Origin of the sequence: Archangium violaceum Cb vi76 (genome assembly GCF_000733295.1) — a bacterium.
GTDB classification, from domain to species: Bacteria; Myxococcota; Myxococcia; order Myxococcales; family Myxococcaceae; genus Archangium; species Archangium violaceum.
On sequence record NZ_JPMI01000214.1, the window covers coordinates 55,758 to 71,572 of the forward strand.

Annotated in this window: 15 protein-coding genes; 3 read left to right on the plus strand and 12 right to left on the minus strand. The window is 69.6% G+C overall.

The window, feature by feature from the left end; genetic code table 11:
- Positions 1-33: 33 nt before the first annotated feature.
- Positions 34-1,890, plus strand: a complete 1,857-nt coding sequence (locus Q664_RS28295) for an SLC13 family permease (RefSeq protein ID WP_043402610.1) — start codon at positions 34-36, stop codon at positions 1,888-1,890.
- Between the two features lie 34 nt (positions 1,891-1,924).
- On the opposite strand, the gene Q664_RS28300 is transcribed toward Q664_RS28295, so the two are convergent.
- The gene (locus Q664_RS28300; protein ID WP_043402614.1) at positions 1,925-2,548 is read right to left on the minus strand and encodes a MiaE family protein; all 624 of its coding nucleotides are present in this window, start codon (positions 2,546-2,548) and stop codon (positions 1,925-1,927) included.
- 149 nt (positions 2,549-2,697) lie between these two features.
- Here Q664_RS28300 and Q664_RS28305 point away from each other — a divergent pair, with 149 nt between their 5' ends.
- Entirely contained in the window at positions 2,698-3,303 is a 606-nt protein-coding gene (locus Q664_RS28305) for a hypothetical protein (RefSeq protein WP_052518769.1), read from the plus strand.
- Here Q664_RS28305 and Q664_RS28310 read toward each other — a convergent pair.
- The 4 genes from Q664_RS28310 to gluQRS form a co-directional block, all read right to left on the minus strand.
- Positions 3,280-3,597 (minus strand): hypothetical protein, encoded by a 318-nt coding sequence (locus tag Q664_RS28310; RefSeq protein WP_043402617.1) that lies wholly within the window; start codon positions 3,595-3,597, stop codon positions 3,280-3,282. The genes Q664_RS28305 and Q664_RS28310 overlap by 24 nt on opposite strands.
- A gap of 21 nt (positions 3,598-3,618) precedes the next feature.
- The gene (locus Q664_RS28315; protein WP_043402620.1) at positions 3,619-4,455 is read right to left on the minus strand and encodes a GNAT family N-acetyltransferase; all 837 of its coding nucleotides are present in this window, start codon (positions 4,453-4,455) and stop codon (positions 3,619-3,621) included.
- 43 nt (positions 4,456-4,498) lie between these two features.
- Positions 4,499-4,873 carry an AgmX/PglI C-terminal domain-containing protein gene (locus Q664_RS28320; RefSeq protein ID WP_052518771.1) on the minus strand — a complete coding sequence of 125 codons (375 nt, stop codon included), beginning with the start codon at positions 4,871-4,873 and terminating at the stop codon, positions 4,499-4,501.
- A gap of 195 nt (positions 4,874-5,068) precedes the next feature.
- The gene (gluQRS, locus tag Q664_RS28325) at positions 5,069-6,016 is read right to left on the minus strand and encodes a tRNA glutamyl-Q(34) synthetase GluQRS (protein ID WP_043402622.1); all 948 of its coding nucleotides are present in this window, start codon (positions 6,014-6,016) and stop codon (positions 5,069-5,071) included.
- A gap of 121 nt (positions 6,017-6,137) precedes the next feature.
- On the opposite strand from gluQRS, the gene Q664_RS28330 reads away from it, so the two are divergent.
- Entirely contained in the window at positions 6,138-7,001 is an 864-nt protein-coding gene (locus tag Q664_RS28330) for a metallophosphoesterase family protein (RefSeq protein WP_043402624.1), read from the plus strand.
- Between the two features lie 110 nt (positions 7,002-7,111).
- On the opposite strand, the gene Q664_RS61265 is transcribed toward Q664_RS28330, so the two are convergent.
- The 7 genes from Q664_RS61265 to Q664_RS28365 all read right to left on the minus strand — a co-directional run bounded on the left by Q664_RS61265 (position 7,112) and on the right by Q664_RS28365 (position 15,798).
- Positions 7,112-9,721 (minus strand): GAF domain-containing sensor histidine kinase, encoded by a 2,610-nt coding sequence (locus Q664_RS61265; RefSeq protein WP_063934772.1) that lies wholly within the window; start codon positions 9,719-9,721, stop codon positions 7,112-7,114.
- Between the two features lie 48 nt (positions 9,722-9,769).
- The gene (locus Q664_RS28340) at positions 9,770-10,150 is read right to left on the minus strand and encodes a hypothetical protein (RefSeq protein ID WP_043402627.1); all 381 of its coding nucleotides are present in this window, start codon (positions 10,148-10,150) and stop codon (positions 9,770-9,772) included.
- A 126-nt stretch (positions 10,151-10,276) separates the two neighbouring features.
- Positions 10,277-11,473: an NAD(P)/FAD-dependent oxidoreductase gene (locus tag Q664_RS28345; protein WP_052518772.1), complete on the minus strand. Its 1,197-nt coding sequence runs from the start codon at positions 11,471-11,473 to the stop codon at positions 10,277-10,279.
- 211 nt (positions 11,474-11,684) lie between these two features.
- Entirely contained in the window at positions 11,685-12,317 is a 633-nt protein-coding gene (locus Q664_RS28350; RefSeq protein ID WP_043402630.1) for a hypothetical protein, read from the minus strand.
- 101 nt (positions 12,318-12,418) lie between these two features.
- Positions 12,419-13,048 carry a hypothetical protein gene (locus Q664_RS52755; RefSeq protein WP_052518773.1) on the minus strand — a complete coding sequence of 210 codons (630 nt, stop codon included), beginning with the start codon at positions 13,046-13,048 and terminating at the stop codon, positions 12,419-12,421.
- 11 nt (positions 13,049-13,059) lie between these two features.
- Entirely contained in the window at positions 13,060-14,721 is a 1,662-nt protein-coding gene (gene sitA5 / locus Q664_RS62290; protein WP_075207536.1) for a SitA5 family polymorphic toxin, read from the minus strand.
- 135 nt (positions 14,722-14,856) lie between these two features.
- The gene (locus Q664_RS28365) at positions 14,857-15,798 is read right to left on the minus strand and encodes a DUF2381 family protein (protein ID WP_043402632.1); all 942 of its coding nucleotides are present in this window, start codon (positions 15,796-15,798) and stop codon (positions 14,857-14,859) included.
- Between the last annotated feature and the right edge of the window lie 17 nt (positions 15,799-15,815).

Below are 15,815 nucleotides of genomic sequence, written 5' to 3' on the forward strand. Positions count from 1 at the left end.
CGGGCACATGAGGGCCCACGTTGGGCGGCGTCCATGACCATCGCCATCGTGCTGGGCATCGTGCTGGTTGCCCTGGTGCTCTTCTCCATCGACCTGGTGCCCATCGAGGTGAGCTCGCTGGTCATCGTGTGTCTGCTGGCGCTCACGGGGGTGCTGACACCCGAGCAGGCCTTCGAGGGGTTCAGCAACGACACGGTCATCTTCATCTTCACGCTGCTGGCGATGACGGAGGGGTTGGCCAGCACGGGAGTGGTGCACCTGGTGGGACAGCGGCTCGCCTTCTTCGCGCGCTTCGGGCACCAGACGTTCGTGCTGGCGATGATGGTGGTGGTGGCGGTGTTCTCCTCCATCGTCTCCAATACGGTGACGACGGCGGCCTTCCTGCCGGTGGCCATTGGCGCGGCGCAGCGCGCCAAGGTGCCCAAGAGCAAGGTGCTGCTGCCGCTGGCGTACGCCTCCATGCTGGGAGGCATGGTGTTCCTGTACGGCACCTCCACCAACCTGGTGGCGTCCGCGGCCTTTCCGCGCTTCGGGCTGGAGCCCATCGGGGTGGCGGAGCTGTCGCCGGTGGGGTTTCCGGTGGCGGTGCTGGGCATCCTCGTGGTGGTGCTGCTGGGGCCGGTGCTGCTGCCGGCGAGGGTGGGCAAGGGGACGGTGGCCGACTGGTCCCTGCGCGACTACCTCACCGAGGCCATGTTGCCGCCGGACTCACGTTACGTGGGCAAGGCGCTGGCGGAAATCACGGAGGGACTGGGGCTGCGCGTCATCGGACTGGTCCGCGGGGGGCAGTCGCAGCCGGCCGTCCCGACGTACCGGCTGGAGGGGGACGAGCGGCTCATCATCGAGGGCAACCGCGAGGACATCCTGCGGGTGAAGGACTTGAGGGGCATCGAGATCCGCCCGGACATGCGGTTGTCGGACACGGACCTGAGGCCGCGGGACACGCTGCTGGTGGAGGCGACGGTGCCCACGGGCAGTCCGCTCATCGGCCGCAGCCTGAAGGAGACGCTCTTCCTGGAGCGCTACGGCCTGGTGGCGCTGGCGCTGCACCGCAAGCCGGCCATCCAGCGGCTGACGAAGCTGCAACTGCTGGGGCGGCTCTTCGGTGGGCAGTCGCTGTCCACGCTGCCGCTGTCGGTGGGTGACGTGCTGCTGCTGCGCGGCCCGCGGGAGAAGGTCCAGGAGCTGTCGGACGGCGTCAACCTGCTCATCCTGGGGGACGTGGCGTACCAGCCGCCGCGCTACGGCAAGTCGCTGCTGGCGGTGGTGCTCTTCCTGGGAGCGCTCGCGCTGGGCACCTTCAAGGTGATGCCGCTGTCGGTGGCGGGACTGGCGGGGATGCTGTCGATGATCGCCACCGGGTGCGTGGACGCGCGGCGGGCCTTCCGCGTGGACTGGCGCGTGGTGCTGCTCATCGGCTCCATGCTGGCGCTCGGCCTGGCCATGGAGGAGAGCGGGGCGGGCAGGTTCCTGGGCAACCACGCGGCGAGGCTCGGCGAGTACGGAGGCCCGCGCATGGTGCTGCTCCTGATGATGGCGCTCACCATCATCCTGTCGGCCCCCATGAGCAACCAGGCCGCGGCCCTGGTGATTCTCCCGGTGGCGGTGGGCGCCGCCGCGAAGCTGGGCGTGGACCCGCGGCCCTTCGCCATTGGCGTGACGCTGGCGGCCAGCTGCTCCTTCATCACCCCGCTCGAGCCGAGCTGCGTGCTGGTGTACGGCCCCGGGCACTACCGCTTCACCGACTTCTTCCGGCTCGGCACGCCCCTGACGGCGCTGCTGCTCGCGTTCCTCGCGGGCGTGGTTCCCCTGGTGTGGCCCTTCCACAAGGCCGGGCCCGAGCCGGCTCGAGCCCGGGAACCGGTGAGCGAGCGGATGGTGCCACGGTAGGGGGAGTCACTCCACGAACTGTAGGTCCCCGGCCTCAGTGGATGGCGGCGCGCAGGCCGATGCGCTCGAGCACCTCGGCCTCGAGCACGAGCAGCTCGTCCAGCCGCGTGCGCACCGGGGCCTCGTCTCCGCCCGCCGCGGTGACGGCCAGCCGGTAGAAGAGGGACTGGTGCCCGTCCTCGGACTGCGCCAGCTCACCGTAGAAGCGGCGCAGCATGGGGTCCTCGAGTCCCTCGGCCAGCAGTGAGAGGCGCTCGCACGAGCGCGCCTCGATGACGGCGGCCACCAGCAGACGGTCCACCCGGCGCCCGTCCGCGGAGGTGCGGACGAACTTCTGCAGTCCCTGGGCGTACGGATCTCCCGCGTCCCGCCCCAGCGTCAGGCCCCGGGCCGCCATCAGATCCAACACCCGGGCCAGGTGCGCGCTCTCCTCGCGCGCCAGCCGCGCCATCTGCGCCGGCAGCCCGGGCAGGTCCGGGTACACCTGCAACAGCGAGAGCGCGTTGGCCGCCGCCTTCTTCTCGCAGTGGGCATGGTCCACGAGCACCTCGTCGAAGCGCTCGAGCGCCAGCGGCAGCCAGCGTGGATCCGACGGCACTCGGAGGATGACGGGGCCCTCTCCGGACAGGGGACGGCGCTCAGGGGTAGGACGGGACATGGTGCACTCCGGCGGGGGCGCGGAGTGTAACCGCCCCGCTCCCGGACGCTACTCCTGCCGTAACGGAGCTCCAGGGTCGGCTGGTCTGGCTCCCCACCTTCCGGGCGAGCCATGGTGTGGAGGATGATTCCCGAGGAGGTCACCTCGAAATGCGCTTTCGCTGGTTGATGGTCGTGCTCGTCATGGGCGCGATGTCCGCTGTGGCTTCGCCCAGGGTGCTGGTTCCTGCCGTTCTCACCCAGCCATTGGTCCTGGCGCAGGTGGCTGGGGTTCCCGCGCAACTCTCCCAGCTCGTGCTCCAGATGCCGGACACGCTTCGGGTCAGGGTCCTGGCGGCACTCGCACGAGGGGACATCGCAGGTGCCATCGCCCTATGGGAACTCGAGATGGGACGCCAGGCACCCCTGTGGCTGCGAGCGCTCCAAAACGCATTCAGCACGGACAATCAACGGGCGGGCCCCTGCATCGAGGTGGCGAAGGCCATCTTCGAAGGCCTCAAACGCCTCGGTGCGGAGCCCTCCTTCGTCCGGTTCACTGCTCACGGCTCCCGGTTCCTGGGATTCGAAATGCGCGCGGGTAAACCGGGCAGCACCATTCAAGTCAGTGAGCGATGGATGCATGTCGTCGTGCGGGTGAAGGATCGGCTCTACGATGCGTTCACCGGCCCAGCTGGGCTTCCGGTGGATGAATACATGAAGCGGTTGGTGACGGAGCCTGGAGCGAGCATCACGTCACAGACCGTGAGCAGCCTGTGACGCCACGAAGCGATCCACGAGTCCGATGATCTCCGTGAGCGTGCGCTCCAGGTCGCCTCCGCACGCTTCGAAGAGGTGCTTCCCCCACCACACCGACGAGGCCCGCCATTCCGGGTGCTGCGCGTACAGCCAGGCCTCGAAGCGTTCATGCTGGGCCGGCTGTTGCGTATCCCGTAGGGCCGCCTCGTAGCCATGGATGAACAGCAGCAGGTGTTCGAGCGAGAAGTGGGGGGCGAACATCCGGGGGCGTTCGCAGATGCTCCGGATGCGCGCGAAGAGGTCGTCCTGCTTCATCACATCCCTCGGGACCGGACGCTACTCCGCCAGCACCAGGCGCTGGGTGCGGCCGGCCAGGTAGCCCACCTTGCGAGCGATCCGCGCCAGCGACTCGTTCTTCTCCTCCACCCGGAGGGTGAGCCTGGGCAGCGAGGACAGCAGGAAGCGGGAGATCTGCCCCAGGCACAGCGTGGCGTGCCCCTTTCCCCGCTCCGAGGGCACCGTGTACAGGTTCTCCAGCTCCGCCCCGAACTGCGAGCGGCTGCCGATGTCCACCTTGAACACCATCTCGCCGTTCTCTTCCAGCACGTAGGTGCGCTTGGCCCTCACGCGCTGCGCCACCCGCGCCTCGAAGTGGGGATCCTCCGCCAGCGCGTCCCGGCCGTAGATCTCCTGCACCGCCCCGAGCGCCAACGGCATCAGGCGCGGCACATCCTCCTCGCGCGCCAGCCGCAGCAGCGGGTTGGTGAACGGCCCCATGTCATCGGCCGAGACCGCGAAGAGCCGGTAGTTCTTCGACAGCCGTGGCTTGCCCGGGCACAGGCTGCGCACCAGCGCGTCCACCGCCGGCTTCTCGCCCACCGAGGCCTTCAGCCGCACGCGCTCGGCCAGCGCGTCCGCGATCACTCCCGTGGCCGAGCCATCGCTCGCCGAGGGCACCATCAGTCCGCCCCCGCCTCCCACGAAGAGCGCCGCCGTGAGCGTCTTCCCATCGAAGCGCCCCCAGTACGAGAAGCTGCTGCGGTGCTCCGCCGGCGCGATGCCGAACTCCTGCAGCAACCCCAACAGGTAGAGGTTCTGGGCTGGATCCTTCGCGAGCAGCGCCCGCAGCGCATCGGCGTCCGACGGGGCGAGTTGTTGGACCGTGATGGGCATGAGGTAGGACAGGCCTACTACACCATACGTCCCGCCGGGGTTTTCAAGGGGCTCCACGCTTCCCGGGCCGGAAGTGGAACGGATGGGTCAGCGTCAGCGGCGCTTTCCCAGGAGGAGCGGAAAATTGTGTGTCCGCGAAAGTATCGAGCAGGCAGGCGAGGACGAAAGGATCCTGGAGGGTGCTCTCCACCACCTCGCTGTCCTGGAAGTGGCCGCGCTCCCCTCTCGCTTCCAGGGTGAAGCGCAGCCTCACTGTCTGTGGACCGGGGTGGCGCACCGAGGCGTCCTCGAGGCACGAGCGCACCAGGGGCTGTACGGACTGGAGCGCCACGCGGACCTCCTCCTCGCTCCACGTGCCCGGCGGGAGCTCGAGCTTCGGTTCCTCTTCCGGTGGGGAGACGGGGGGCGGCGGAGCCACGGGGGGGGTCCGCTCCACGGGCACCTCGGGGCGGGGGGGCAGGGGAGGGGGGCGCGGGCGGAGGCGAGGCCGGGACGTCCACCCCCGTCACGGCGGGCGCCGGCGTGTCCCTCGTGAGCCAGAGCGCCAGCGCGCTCAGGGCCACGAAGGGGATGACCACCCAGAGGAAGACGGCTCTGCCCCGCATGTGCACCTTCAACCCTCGAGGCCCAGCGCTTCCTTCAACAGCGCCTCCCGGGCCACGACGGGCGAGCGGGGGAGCAGCTCGGGCCGGAAGCGCCGCACCAGCTCCTGGAGCGTCACGGGCGTGCCATCCCCCAGTCCACTCCACGCCGCGAGCAGCCCGAGCACCCGCTCCACCGCGATGCCCCGCTCGCGCAGCTCGGACACCGCGAAGGCGCCCTCCCGCTTGGCCAGCCGCTTGCCGTCCTCCCCGAGGACCAGGGGGACGTGCCAGAAGCGCGGGGGCGTCAGGCCGAGCGCCCCGTAGATCTGGAGCTGCCTCGGGGTGGACGTCAGCAGGTCATCGCCCCGGAGGACGTCGGTGATGTGGCTGGCGGCGTCGTCCACCACCACGGCGAGCTGGTAGCTGGCCACCCCGTCGTTGCGGCGCACCACGAAGTCCCCCACCAGCGTGGCCACGTCCTGGCAGGTGCGGCCATGCAGCCCGTCCTCGAAGCACCACTCGCCGGGGGCGGCCTGGAAGCGCAGGGCGGGCACGCGCGTCCGGGCCCGCTCGGCCACGGCCTCGGGTGACAGCGCGGCGCAGGTGCCAGGGTAGCGCGGCCCCTCGTCGCTCAGGCCGTGGGGAGCGCTCGCGGCCCGGGCGATCTCCGCGCGTGTGCAGAAGCAGGGGTAGACGCGGCCCAGGCGCTCCAGTTTCTCCAGGGCCTCCCGGTACACGTCATCGCGCTGGCTCTGCACCAGGGGCGTCTCGTCCCAGTCCAGGCCCAGCCACTCCAGGTCCCGGTACAGGTCGTCGAGGAACTGTGGCTTGCAGCGCGCGCGGTCGAGGTCCTCGATGCGAATCAGGAACTGGCCACCGGCCGCGCGGGCCTGGAGCCAGCCGAGCAGCGCGCTGCGGGCATTGCCGAGGTGGATGCGGCCGGTGGGGCTGGGGGCGAAGCGTCCGCGGAAGCTCATGGAGGTCGCTGGCAGACTAACGCGCCCGGGGAGGGCTGGCTGCTTCCTCCTTGGCCCCCGGGCCGGACATGCGCAGCTTTCGGTGGCCATGGACGCCGCGGAAGGTTAACTGGGGACCGGGATGCGCTTCCTCCATTGCTCCGATGTCCACATCACCGCCGACTATTTCTCCCTGCCCTTCAGGAGGCTCGGTTGGCGGCGGTGGGTCGCCATGGCCGAGTTGTCCGTGGGAGGGCGCAAGAAGGCCTACGCTCGCGCTCCCGAGACGCTCGCCACCATCGCCAGTGACGCGGAGCAGCACGGGGTGGACCACTTCATCCTCTCCGGGGACGTCACCGCGTACGCGCTGGAGCCCGAGTTCCAGATGGCGCGCGAGTCGCTCGGCGCGCTGGCCGAGGATCCGGGCCGCTGCACCGTCATCCCCGGCAACCACGACGTCTTCACCCCGGGCAGCCACCGCAAGGGCCGCTTCGCGCGGCACTTCGGCCACCTGCTGGAGAGCGATCTTCCCGAGTATCGCCGCGAGGGCGCCTTCCCCTTCGTGCGGCTGGTGGGCAAGGAGGCCGCGGTGGTGGGCCTGCTGTCGGCGCGGGTGCCCTCCCTGCCGGGCATCGCCCATGGCCACATCGGTCCGGCGCAGTTGGAGGGGCTCGCGGCGCTGGTGAAGGACCCGAGGCTCGATGGCCGCGCCGTGCTGGTGGCGGTGCACCACGCTCCGCTCACCCACCATGGCCGGGCCGACCACTACTTCCATGGGCTGCGCGACGCCGAGGCGCTCTTCCGGCTCATCCCCGGGCCTCGCTACGCGGTGCTCCATGGCCACATCCACAGGCGCTACCACCACCCGTCCACCGCCCAGCGCCCGCACATCTTCAGCGCGGGTTCTTCCACCCAGTTGGGGCGCGAGGGCTATTGGGTCATCGAGGTGAAGGACGGCCAGGTGGTGGGGGGGCAGAAGTATGTGCCCGGTGGGGCGCTGAACTGAATCTCCCCTCTCCCCTCGGGAGAGGGTCGGGGTGAGGGTATCCGGGCCCGTTCTTCAACCCGTGGACCACAAGTGGGGACAGGGGGTTCAACCCGGGACTCGATGCACCCTCACCCCGTCCCTCTCCCGGAGGGAGAGGGGAAATGGCCGCGCTCGCGCTCCTCGCAATGGCGCGGAAGCCGCACGGTGATGGAGGTGCCCTCCGCCTCGTTGGAGCGCACCTCCACCGTGCCGCCATGCGCGGTGGCGATCTGCTGGACGATGAAGAGGCCCAGTCCCAGTCCCGAGGAGGCGGAGTGCTCCACGGCTCGTTGGAAGGGCTCGAACACGGACGAGAGTGCCTCCGCCGGAATGGGCGCGCCCTCGTTGTGCACCTCCAGGCTCACCGTCTCCCCCTCGTCCCGGAGCACGAAGTCCACCGGTGTGCCCTCGGGGCTGTACTCGAGTGCGTTCTTGCCCAGGTTCCCGAACGCCTGCGCGAGCCGGTCCGGGTCCCACGTGCCCTCGAACCTCCCCTCCGCGCTCAGCCTCAGCTCGCGCTCGGGGTGGCCGGCCTCCAGCTCCTCCACCACGTTGCGGCAGATGTGCCGGAGGTTGGCGGACCGGGGGTGGAGGGGGATGCCGCCGCCCAGCCGCCCCCGCGTGAAGTCGAGTAGCTCCGAGATCATCCGCCCCATCCGCTCCGCGCTGGTGGTGATGCGGCGCACGGCCTTCAGGTGACGCTTCTCCACGGCCTCGGAGCGCAGCAGCGCGCTGGCGGACAGGAGGATGGCGTTGAGCGGGGTGCGCAGATCATGGGAGACGATGCCCAGGAAGCGCTCGCGGAACTCCGCCGTCTGGCGCAGCTCCTCCTCGACCCGCTTGCGGTCGGTGATCTCCACCACCACGCCGCCCAGGCCCAGCGGAGGACCGTTCACGTCCTGCACCCGGTAGTAGCTCACCAGCCAGTGGCGCGGGACGCCGGGCGTCGCGGGGGACTCTCCCGCCACCTCCAGGTCCACCACGGGCCGTCCCGTCTCCAGTACCCCCTGGAGGAGCGCTTCCAGGGTGGAGCCGATCCCTGGCAGCACCTCGCTCACGGTGCGCCCGAGGTGGTTGGCCACGGAGCGCCCATTCATGCCCGCCAGGCGCTCGTTGATGCGCACATAGCGCATCTCCGTGTCCAGGAAGACGAGCCCCACCGGCGCCGTGTCCATGAGGAGATCGAGCCGGACCAGATGGAGTTGCGCCTCGGCACGTGCGCTCTGTGCGGCATCGTAGAGACGGCTGCGCTCCACCGCCTGGGCGCACTGGCCGGCCAGTACGAGCATGAAGGCCACCTCCTCCGGGCAGAAGGTGTGCCGCTCGCGGAACGTCAGGCCCATGGCCCCGAGCACCTGACCCTCCGCTACCAGGGGCAGGGTGGCGAACGCGCCATAACCCTCCTTCCGCGCGAGCTCCCCCCACTGCGGGTAGTCGGCCAGGAAGTGCTCCACCGTCTCGTAGAGCACGGGCGCGCGCGTGGCCACCGCCTGGCGGAACATCACCGGCGAGTCCGCCGGGAAGCGTGTCCAATCCAGCAGCTCCTCGTCGCGGTGGCCATGGGCCTCCAGCGTCTCGAACCACTGGCGGTCCTCCGTGAGCAGGCCAATGGAGCCGCCCATGGCCCCGAGGGCCCGCACCGCCTTGCCCAACACCACGCGCGCCACGTCCGTCGTGGTGAGTGCCTGGGACAGGGCGGCCGTCACCGATTGGAGGCGCACGGCGCGCTCCTCCTGCACCCGCACGCGCGCCAGCGCCTCCCGCTCGCGCGCCACCAACTGCGCCTGGACGATGAGGCTGGCGGCCCGGCCCACCATCACCCGGAAGAGCAGCTTGTCCTCGTTGGAGAACTCGTGGGCGGTGCGGCTCCCCATGTGTGCCACGCCGACGAGCTGCTCTCCATCCAGCATCGGCACGCCGTAGAGGGCCTGGATGTTCCGGGCGCGCAGCACCGGGCTCTTCACCAGGGAATCCGTCGCGGCCGTGCGCAGCTCCTTCGGACGCCGCTCGGCGGCGATCGTCCCGGCGAAGCCCTCGCCCATCTTCAGGCTGAAGCCCATGGACTCCTCCTCGCCCAACCCCACCGAGGCGCGCACCCGCAGCGTGTCCCCGTCGCGCAGCAGCAGGGCGAGCGTGTCCACCGACTCGGTGCTCTCCAGGATGACCCGCAGCAGCCGGGGCAGGAACCGGTCCAGCTCCTCCGTGCCCATGGCCGCCTCGGAGAGACGCTCCAGGGCCACCAGCGTCCGCTCGCGGGCGCGCGCGTAACGGGTCATGGCGTTGATGACGGCGGTGTCGAAGGCCTGGTTGAAGCGCACCACCTCCCGCACCAGCATCCCGGCGTTCCGCTCCCCCACGTGCTCGCCGTAGAGCCGGAGGATGCACGCGCGCAGCAGGGCGTACTCACTGGCCACCTGCTCCAGGTCCAACCCCGCATCCAGCCGGTCGAGCGCATGCACCTCGGGGTACTCCTCGAGGGTGACGTGCTCTCCCGTGTGGACCGTCTCCACCACGTGGGCGATGCGGTCGAGGAGTGCCGGCAGGTGGTCCAGCAGCCGCGGCCGGGAGAGGCGCCGGGCGCCCGGCAACAGACAGGCTTCCCCGGCCCACGTCTCGAGCACCTGGGCGTGGTACTTCCGGATGAAATCACACAACCGCAGGGGCCCCTCGAGGCCGGTGGGTGTCTCGCTCCCCGCCATGGAGTCAAAGATAGGGACGTCCACTCCGATGGGGGGCGGTACTGCCCTTCAGGCCTGGAGGCGCGGGGCCGCGTAGCGCCGCACGAAGTGGATCCACCGCCGCTCGTCCACCTCCACCTGCCACTCGCTGTTGGGCGTCAGCGGCAGGCGCTGCTTGAGGAAGGCCTCCAGGTGGTCCGCGGCCTTCACGGGCGTGAGGCCGGGAGCACGGAAGGCCACGCGCAGGAAGACCTCGAGCGAGGGCGCGACCTCCAGCACCGTGTAGATGCGCAGCGGGCCCACGCGCCGCTGGTAGCGCACGTCCTGCGAGACAGAGGCGGCTGCCTGCTCGGCAGGTGGAAGCGTCGTCCAGTTGGACGGCTCGAGGGCGAACTCGAGCAACTCGGTGCTCGCCTCTTCCAGCGTTGCGTGCTCGTGGATGGAAAGCATGCCCACCTCCCTGTTGGCCGTCCCCCAGGAGAATGTGCCCACGTGCCAAGGGCGTGCAAGGGGGCGCGGACCCCTTCGCGATGCGTCATCCCGAGACGTCATCCATGTGTCAGAGGTGTGTGCTACTCAGCCCCCGCGTGCCACTTCCGCGACGAAGCGCCAGGAGATGTGCGTGGCCTCGCCCGCCAGGATGTCGCTGAGCTCGTTGCGCACGGTCGTGCTGCGGTTGGCCGTGCGGAAGACGCGGTCCAGCAGCCAGGGCCGTTCGAAGGCCCACATCAACCGGCGGTTGAGGTGGAAGGCGGTGCGGAAGCGCGTCTCCCAGCGCCGCGCGTAGCCGCCGAGCCCCCGCGCCGAGAAGTCTCCCGCCGCCACGGCCTCGGCCACCGCCTCGGCGGCGAAGGCGCCCGACTCCAGGGCGAACTCGATGCCCTCTCCCGTCAGCGGGTTGACGAAGCCGGCCGCGTCTCCCAGCAGCAGGGCCCGGTCGAAGTGGGTGTGCTGGGAGAAGGAGCCGTAGGGCAGGTGGTGCCCCTTCACCTTGCCCACGCGCCGGGCCCCGGCCAGCTCCGGCGCCACCCGGGGGAGCGTGCAGAACTTCTCCAGCAGCGCGGGCAGCTTCACCGCGGAGGCGTCGAGCTGGTCCGCCCGCATGCCCAGCCCCACGTTGGCCCGGCCGTCCGGCAGCGGGAAGATCCACCCGTAGGCCGGCAGCAGCTCCTGCTCCCAGAAGAAGGCGAAGCTGCGCGGGTGCGAGAGGCGGACGTTCTCGTAGTAGGCGCGGACCGCGAAGGCGCCCTCGTGACGCGGGAAGTCAGGGGCCCCGAGCGCGCGCCGCACCACCGAGGGCGAGCCATCACACCCGAGCACCAGGTCCGCGCGCAGCGGCTCGCCGTCCCGGCAGCGCAGGAGGACGCCGTGCGCGTCCCGCTCGATTCCCTCCACGAGCACGCCCTCGCGCAGCTCGGCGCCGGCCTGGACCGCACGCCGGACGAGCCGCTCATCGAGCACCTGCCGGGCGATGACGCTGGCCCTGCCGCCGAAGAGGCGCGCGGGGATGGTCTCCTCCAGGACGACGCCGCCGGGGGACAGGGCATAGACGGAGTCCACGGGGGCGGAGTCGGGGCTGGTGGGCAGGTCGCCGAGTCCCAGGCGCTCGAGCATCCACAGGGTGCGGGGGGTGCAACCGTCTCCGCAGATCTTGTCCCGGGGGAAGCGGTTGCGCTCGAGCAGCGTCACCCGGGCACCCTGCTGCGCGAGGAAGGTGGCCGCGGAGGAGCCGGCCGGCCCCGCGCCGACGATGGCGACGTGGAGGGATGTCATCGCGCGCGTTGTAGCGCCTGGGTCCCGGCCCCGCCAGCGTCGAGTACTCAGGGCCCGTGCCGTATCCGTGGACGATGAAGCCCGTCGGCTCCAGCCGCGGCCAATCCATCGCCGCCCCTTTCAGGAGGTGAGCATCCGGAAGAACCCGCCCGTCATGCACCGGCCATGGTGCGCGAGGTTCGACGCCGTTCCGGAGAGCATCGTTGCCATGTCAGAAGACGATGCAGTCGAACTGCTCGATGACGGCCTTGAGCTCCTCAGGGGTGCACCTGCTCCTCTTCGCGAAGTCCGTAGCAAACCACGTCAGTGCAGTTGTCGAAGGCGGGTAGCTGGCAAGATCCTCGATCACAACGGGGCCGATATTCCCAGGCCACTGCACGGTGGAGAGTTCACGGCTGTTGCCAACGGGGTCCAGGATGGTGAAACAAGGCCACCTGGGAAAGCGAAGGGTCCGGGTGTCACCACCATGGACGCGGCAGCCGTCCAGGCGGGCCTCGGAGAAGTCGCAGTCCTCGATGGCCCCGAACTGATACCACGGCAGGTTGCTGTATTCGGGCCAATGGCCGAAGTCACACCCCGACAGCCGTCCCTTGAACCGGCAGCCCTTCAGAGAGGCGGCTAGCCAGCCCTGAGCGTTCTTGAGTTCCTGCTTCATCTCGAAGGTGCAGTCTATGAACCGGGCCTGTTTGAGGCTCAGACGCTGGGCGGGCACCTTCAGCACGAGGGTACAGTTCTTCAGCGTCAGGTTGGGGCCGAGGATGTAGTTGGCCTCCTTGTCCGTCAGCTCCAGCCGCTCGTTTTCGATCTCCCGCTCCTCGAAGACAACGTTCCCGAGCCAATCCATCGCCGCCCTTTCAGAAGGTGAGCATCCGGAAGAACTCGCCCGCCATGCGCCGCCCATGGTGCGCGAGGTTCGACGCCGTCCCGGAGAGACTCGCGTCTGCCTCAATACACAATGCAGTCGAACTGTTCGATGACGGCCCTGAGCGCCTCTGGGGTGGTCTCCATCCGTTTCGCAATGGAGGGCGCGTGATACACCAGAGCTCTCGTGCCCGGCGGATCCTTGTAGATGCCATTTACGACGATATCCCCAAAGTTGCCCGGCCATCTGGCATTGAGCAACTCGGACACTTTTTGGATGGGCTCCAGGAAGGTGAAGCAGGGCCATTTGGGGAACCGGAGGGAGCGTGGGTCACATCCCATGAAGCGGCAGGCATCCAGACGCGCCTCGGAGAAGTCGCAGTCCTCGATGGAGCCCAGCTGGTACTCCGGCTCCTTGCCGTACTCGGGCCAGTGCCCGAAGTCACACCCCGACAGCCGCCCCTTGAACCGGCAGCCCTTGAGTGAGGCACGTATCCACTGCTGATGGTTCTTCAGTTCCTGCTTCACCTCGAAGATGCAGTCGGTGAAGCGCACGTCACGAATGAACAGGTTGCTGGCAGCCACTTTCAGCACCAGCGTGCAGTTCTTCAGTGTCAAATTGCGGCCCAGGAAGTAGAGGGTACCTTTGTCCGTCAGCTCCAGCCGCTCGTGTTCCAACTGCTTGTTCTCGTAGAAAACCTTCTTGGCAATCATCCGCCGCCCTTTCAGAAGGTGAGCATCCGGAAGAAGTCGCCCGCCATTCGCCGGCCATGGTGCGCGAGGTTCGACGCTGACCCCGAGAGAATCTCATACCGGCGGCCTGTAGCATGGTCAATCACGTCGACGCCCTTGCTCAGGCTGAAGTCATAGAGATGTCCAAGCTGGTCTTTCACCGTATTTTGCACGAAGCGGCCCCGGGCCTCGCGCTCCAGCAGGTGCGCCAGCCAGTACCTGCCCTTCTTGAGGGCATCGTCGATGGCTTCTTGCTCGGCGCGGGAGAGCCTGTGCGTCCCCCATTGCTGGGCCGCCTCGGTGACTGCCTTCTGAAGCCTGTCGCCCACCTCGTCTTCGACCGGGATGTCGTGGAGGGACATGCCACGAGGCAAGTGCCACCGCTGCCCGTTGGGCAGAATGACCTGCAGGTTTCCACCCCGGTGGCGGATGGCGACAATGCCCGAGGAGCCGCCCCCGGAGGACGTACCGCCGCCCCGCCCCTTCTTGAGCATCACCACCGCCAGGGGGCCATGTGGCGTGGCCGCTACCGTCTCCACCGCCGCCACCGCCCGCGCCAGCGCACCCTCCTCGGCCGCCATGACTTCCACGCGCCCCAGCACCGCGGCCCCGCCCTGCGCCCGCCACTGGGCACTCGCCAGCCCATAGCCCGGTAGCGCCCGCACCCGCGCCGCCACTTCCCCCACCGTACGCCCGGTCAGTGCCCCCACCGCCAGAAGCATGGCCCGCGCCGCGTCCGTGCCCAGCACCCGGGCGAAGCCCTCGCCCGCTTCGCGCAACTCCTCGAAGGTGGTGGCCTCGTGCGCCTGCGTGGCCATGAGCGCCCAGCCGTCCATCAGCCCCCACAGCGTGTCCACGCCCAGCCACGCCACCAGCACGACGGACAACCCGGCGGCCAACAGCTTGGTGGTCGGCTCGGGCACCAGCCAGAGGGCCAGGTACGCCCCGAGCGTCCACATGCACGAGGCCACCAGTACCTGCGGGTCCACCTCCCGCCCCAGCGCCGCCTTCGTCTCCTCCAGCACCGAGCCGAAGGCCAGGGCGAGTGCCAGCGTGCGCCGGTCGTCCGTCTTGAGGTAGGGCCCGTCGTCCAACAGGCGCAGGCAGTCGCCCCCGCCTCGTCCCCAGGTGCACCACAGCAGGTACCTCTCGCGCAGGGCCTCGTCCGCCACGGGCTTGAGCCGACTGTTCTCGTCCTCGGGCACCAGGGTGAGGACGCGGCCCTTGTCCACCTCGGCCACCCATATCCCACTCATCTGCTCCCATTCCGGGTGCTGCTCCACCTGGCCCTTGAGCCACTCGCGTGCGGCCTCGCGTGGGCTCTTGCCTTCGTGTTGCACCTGGTAGGCGATGTGCCGCAAGGCGCGCTGGAAGTCCGCCCGGCTCACCGGCACCGGTCGCGTGGTGCCACGGCCCGGCTCCACCACCGCCACCTCGTACACCACCGCGCCCGTGAGTTCGGCATCCGAGGCCGACTGGCTTTCCTCCTGGGGAGTCGGTGGCGGGGTGAGCGACAGCGCGGGTCCCCGGCCCGCGAACATGCCGCCCGTGGGGTGGCCTGTGGCACATGCCGAGAAGAGCAACGGGACGAGCAACACCCACCAGCGGCGAGGAGGCGGACCTACCGGGCGGGAACTCTTCAAGCAGGGGGACATACCGCACCACTCCCTCCAGCCGGGCGGGCTGGTGCCAGGGGTTTCCGGCAGTACACGGAAACACGGGGACGGCGGTCAAGCTGACGGGTAGGAAGAGCGCCAGAGGACGTATCGGGTTGGAAATGGGCACGAGCGCTACGGGAAGGTGATGTTCCCCAGGGTGACGGTGCGCTTGTGCTCCGCATCCCAGAGCGTGAGGGTGTACGTGCCCCGCGCCTCCGCCTCCGACGCGGCCACCTCCACCACCACGCGGAGCAAGGGCTTCTGCTCCTCGGCTACTGCATCAGCCGGGGGGACGGGCTCCGGCTGCCAGAGGGGCAATGGCTTCAACACCTCGCCCTTGGGGCCGCGCAGTACCGCGCCCGCCGCCGTCCAGGGCAGCGTACTGGGATTCTCCAGCCACACCTCCACTGCCACCCGGTCCTCGGCGCGGTAGCTGTGGGCTATGTGCACACGCAGGGCGTTGCCCGGGGCTTCCGTGTAACTGCCCCTCAAGTCCTTGGAGGCAATGCCCCGCTCTCCCATCAGCCCCGAGGCCAGCACGCCCCTGAGCCCCTCGGGGGCGCCGCGCTCGTCACGCAGTTGGCGCACTTCCTGCTGGCACTGCTGGGCCTCGGCCCGGGCCGCCTTCTCGCCCTCCTGGAAGGAGGCCACCGGGCGGGGCTCGCGAAACACCTTTACCTGGGACAGGCCCAGCGCGGGATGAGCCAGCAGGAGGAAACTGGCACACGCAGGGGCCGCGTCATCCGCGAAGCACACCTCCAGCAGGAAGCGCTCCCCGGCCTTCAGCTTCTCTGGGGGCGTCAGCGTGACGCCGCGCTGGCCCACCGACACGTCCGCGAAGCGCTCCCGCTCCTCCATGCGCACGGACCCTGGCTGGAGCGCCGTGTCGAAGCGCAACGTGAGGGGCACGTCCGGGCTGATGCACACCACGGGCGGTGTCTCGGGGGGCTCGGCCTTCAGCACGAGCTGAGGGCTCGCCGTTTCACACGCGTCCGGTGGGGACGGCTCGGCGGCCTGCGGGGAGGGAGCGAGGAGGGCCAGCGCGAGCAGGCCCACGGGAGACGCGAGGAGCACGGGGAGTCAACCTCCAG

What these genes read in the sequence shown, in the direction of transcription:
- Q664_RS28330 (WP_043402624.1), top strand. Translation starts at nt 6,138, where the DNA reads ATGCGCTTCCTCCATTGCTCCGATGTCCACATCACCGCCGACTATTTC.
- Q664_RS28295 (WP_043402610.1), top strand. Translation starts at nt 34, where the DNA reads ATGACCATCGCCATCGTGCTGGGCATCGTGCTGGTTGCCCTGGTGCTC.
- Q664_RS61265 (WP_063934772.1), bottom strand. Translation starts at nt 9,721, where the DNA reads ATGGCGGGGAGCGAGACACCCACCGGCCTCGAGGGGCCCCTGCGGTTG.
- Q664_RS28345 (WP_052518772.1), bottom strand. Translation starts at nt 11,473, where the DNA reads ATGACATCCCTCCACGTCGCCATCGTCGGCGCGGGGCCGGCCGGCTCC.
- Q664_RS28350 (WP_043402630.1), bottom strand. Translation starts at nt 12,317, where the DNA reads ATGGATTGGCTCGGGAACGTTGTCTTCGAGGAGCGGGAGATCGAAAAC.
- Q664_RS28300 (WP_043402614.1), bottom strand. Translation starts at nt 2,548, where the DNA reads ATGTCCCGTCCTACCCCTGAGCGCCGTCCCCTGTCCGGAGAGGGCCCC.
- sitA5 (WP_075207536.1), bottom strand. Translation starts at nt 14,721, where the DNA reads ATGTCCCCCTGCTTGAAGAGTTCCCGCCCGGTAGGTCCGCCTCCTCGC.
- Q664_RS28310 (WP_043402617.1), bottom strand. Translation starts at nt 3,597, where the DNA reads ATGAAGCAGGACGACCTCTTCGCGCGCATCCGGAGCATCTGCGAACGC.
- Q664_RS52755 (WP_052518773.1), bottom strand. Translation starts at nt 13,048, where the DNA reads ATGATTGCCAAGAAGGTTTTCTACGAGAACAAGCAGTTGGAACACGAG.
- gluQRS (WP_043402622.1), bottom strand. Translation starts at nt 6,016, where the DNA reads ATGAGCTTCCGCGGACGCTTCGCCCCCAGCCCCACCGGCCGCATCCAC.
- Q664_RS28340 (WP_043402627.1), bottom strand. Translation starts at nt 10,150, where the DNA reads ATGCTTTCCATCCACGAGCACGCAACGCTGGAAGAGGCGAGCACCGAG.
- Q664_RS28305 (WP_052518769.1), top strand. Translation starts at nt 2,698, where the DNA reads ATGCGCTTTCGCTGGTTGATGGTCGTGCTCGTCATGGGCGCGATGTCC.
- Q664_RS28315 (WP_043402620.1), bottom strand. Translation starts at nt 4,455, where the DNA reads ATGCCCATCACGGTCCAACAACTCGCCCCGTCGGACGCCGATGCGCTG.